The sequence below is a fragment of the Sphingopyxis sp. KK2 genome (genome assembly GCF_001990265.1).
Classification (GTDB): Bacteria; Pseudomonadota; Alphaproteobacteria; order Sphingomonadales; family Sphingomonadaceae; genus Sphingopyxis.
This window is the reverse complement of sequence record NZ_LYVN01000243.1, coordinates 1-2967: the sequence shown is the minus strand read 5'-3', so window position 1 is coordinate 2967 and position 2967 is coordinate 1. Positions and strand designations below refer to the sequence as shown.

Genomic DNA, 2967 nt, shown 5'->3' with positions numbered 1-2967 from the left:
GTTCCAGCCGCCGCCCGAGCCACCGCCCGACGAACCGCCCCCCCAGTCACCACCGCCGCCGCCGCGCGAACCGCCACCACCGCCACCGCCCGGCGCGCCGTCGAGCATCGTCATCGTGCCGCCATTGCCGGCGACGACGACCTCGGTCGTGTAGCGATCATTGCCGTCGCGATCCTGCCATTTGCGGGTGCGCAGCGAGCCTTCGATATAGATTTTGCTACCTTTTTTCAGATAGCGTTCGACGACGCCGACCAGCCCTTCGCCGTTGATCGTGACGGTGTGCCACTCGGTGCGCTCCTTGCGCTCGCCGGTCATCCGGTCCTTCCAGTTTTCCGACGTCGCGATGCGCAGATTGGCGATCTTGCCGCCGTTCTGGAACGACTTGATCTCCGGGTCCGCGCCCAGATTGCCGATCAAAATAACCTTGTTGACGCTGCCAGCCATCGCCGCTCCGCTCCCGATAGAATGAGGGGACGTCAGCCGAGACCGAAGGCGACCGCCGTCCAATAAGTGATACCTGCTGCGGCATAGGCGAGCAGGAACAAATAGCCAACCATGAACATCGGCCATTTCCACCCATTGGTCTCGCGGCGGGTGATCGCGATCGTCGAAATGCACTGCGGGGCGAAGACGAACCAGGCGAGGAAGGCGAGCGCGGTGGCAAGGCTCCATTTGCCTTGCAGCCGCTCGCCGAGGGTTTCGGCCATCGCTTCCTCGTCGTCGCCGGCGTCGATCGCGTTCGCCGTCGCCATCGCCGACACCGCGACCTCGCGCGCCGCCATCGCAGGGATCAGCGCGAGCGCGATGTCATGGTTGAAGCCGATCGGCGCGACGACGACCTCCAGCCCGCTCGCGATCCGGCCGCCAAGGCTATATTCGACCTGACTCTGCCCCTCGGGCGCCTTAGGGAAAGTCAGCAGCAGCCACAGCACGACGGTGGTCATCGCGATGATCGTGCCGGCGCGGCGCAGGAAAATCCACGCGCGCTGCCACAGGCCGAGCGCGATGTCGCGCCACCGCGGCATCTGGTAGCGGGGCATTTCCATCATGAAGCCCGCGGCATTGCCCTTCGCCAGCGTGCGGCGAAGGACAAAGGCGACGACCAGCGCGCCGACGATGCCCGACAGGTAGAGCCCGAACAGCACCAGCCCCTGCAAGCCCACGGGCGAGCCGCCGACCGCGCGGTCGGGAATGAAGGCAGCGATGATCAGGGCATAGACCGGCAGCCGCGCCGAACAGGTCATCAGCGGTGCGATCAGGATCGTGGTCAGCCGGTCCTTTTCGTCGGGAATCGAGCGCGTCGCCATGATCCCCGGCACCGCGCAGGCAAAGCTCGACAGCAAGGGAATGAAACCGCGCCCCGACAGCCCGACCTTGGCCATCAGCCCGTCCATCAGGAAGGCGGCGCGCGTCATATAGCCCGATGCCTCGAGCAGCAGGATGAAGAGGAACAGGATCAGGATCTGCGGCAGGAAGACGACGACCGCGCCGACGCCGGCGAGCAGTCCCTCGACGACCAGGTCGCGCAGGAAATTTTCGGGGAAGGTCGCGACGACCCATTGCTGCATCACCCCGACCCCGCTTTCGAGCAGGTCGGCGGGCGGCCCGGCCCAGGCATAGACCGCCTGGAACATGATGAACATCAGCCCGAGCAGGATGGCGAAGCCCGCGACCGGATGCAGCACGACCGAATCGACACGCGCGGTCCAGCGGCGCACCGGGGTTTCGGACAAGGTCGCGGCGCGCGAGATCGCGCGCGCGCGGCGGTGCAGCGCGGCATCGCTCGGCGTGGGCGCCTCGGTGATCGGCGCGGCGGGGGCCGCGCCGCGGATCGCGGTGTCGACCGCGTCGAGCAATTCGGCCGTGCCGCGCTTGCGCACCGCGACGGTCGGGACGACCGGTACGCCCAATTCCTGTGCCAGACGCTCGGGGTCGAGCGTCAGCCCGTCGCGCGTCGCGAGGTCGAGCATGTTGAGCGCGACGACGGTCGGCAGCCCGAGCGCGATCAGCTCGAGCGCGAAGCAGAGATGATTGTCGAGGTTCGCCGCGTCGAGCACGACGATCAGCGCATCGGGCTGGCGTTCGCCGTCCTGCTTGCCGAAGATGACGTCGCGCGTCACCGCCTCGTCGGGGCTTGCGGGGATCAGGCTATAGGTACCGGGCAGGTCGATCAGCGAGATCGGGCGGCCGTCGGCAAAGCTCGCATGCCCCGCCTTGCGCTCGACGGTGACGCCCGGATAATTGGCGATCTTCTGCCGCGCGCCGGTCAGCGCGTTGAACAGGCTCGACTTGCCGGCATTGGGGTTGCCGACCAGCGCGATGGTGGGGATCGGGCCGGTCATGACAGCGCGGGCTCGCTTCCGATCGCCTCGACGGCGATCATCGCCGCCTGCCGCGCGCGGATGATGACGCGCATACGTCCGACCGACAAGGCGAGCGGGTCGCGCGAGAAGATGCTGCCGCGATGGAGCGGGGTGATCTCGACGCCTTCCATCAGGCCGAATTCGCGCAGGCGGCGGCCCTCGTCGTCGGACATGGCGGTCCAGTCGATCCCGGAAATCCGCACCGCGACACCCAGCGGCGCGCTATCGAGCAAAGCGTTCATTTGCGAGCGATTATCAATATCGGTCGGCGAGCGCCAGCCCTCGATTGTAAATTATGATTACCGCCCCGGGTAGCGCAGCCGCCCGACGAAGCGCGCGAGGCTGGGGCGTTCGATCTTTTGCGCCGCGCGGCGATGCTTCCAGCCCTCGAAGCGCATCACCTGGTCGATCCGCCGCGCGAGGAAGGCGCGGGTGTCGGCATGGCCGTCGCTCTCGTCGTTCAGGAACACCGCCATCGTCGCGCCATAGACGCTGCCGAGGATCGCGCGCTTGCTGTAATGATTATAATCGGTCGCGGTATCGCCCGCGAGCCGCCACATCAGGTCGGCGGCGCGCCAGCCGAGCTTCGCCGCGAAGGGCATGT

Annotated in this window: 4 protein-coding genes; all 4 read right to left on the bottom strand. The window is 67.2% G+C overall.

Features of this window, described 5'->3' with window-relative positions; translation table 11 throughout:
• On the bottom strand, nt 1–444 hold a 444-nt coding region (gene ssb / locus B1A78_RS21215), incomplete at its 3' end, for a single-stranded DNA-binding protein (protein WP_077148833.1).
• A gap of 32 nt (nt 445–476) precedes the next feature.
• Entirely contained in the window at nt 477–2342 is a 1866-nt protein-coding gene (locus B1A78_RS21210; RefSeq protein WP_077148832.1) for a ferrous iron transporter B, read from the bottom strand.
• Nucleotides 2339–2605, bottom strand: coding sequence for a FeoA family protein (locus B1A78_RS21205; RefSeq protein ID WP_077148831.1), 267 nt, complete (start codon nt 2603–2605; stop codon nt 2339–2341). The genes B1A78_RS21210 and B1A78_RS21205 overlap by 4 nt, the downstream gene beginning before the upstream one ends.
• Before the next feature lie 57 nt (nt 2606–2662).
• Nucleotides 2663–2967 (bottom strand): COQ9 family protein (locus B1A78_RS21200; RefSeq protein WP_144037953.1); only part of this gene is annotated, 305 nt, incomplete at its 5' end.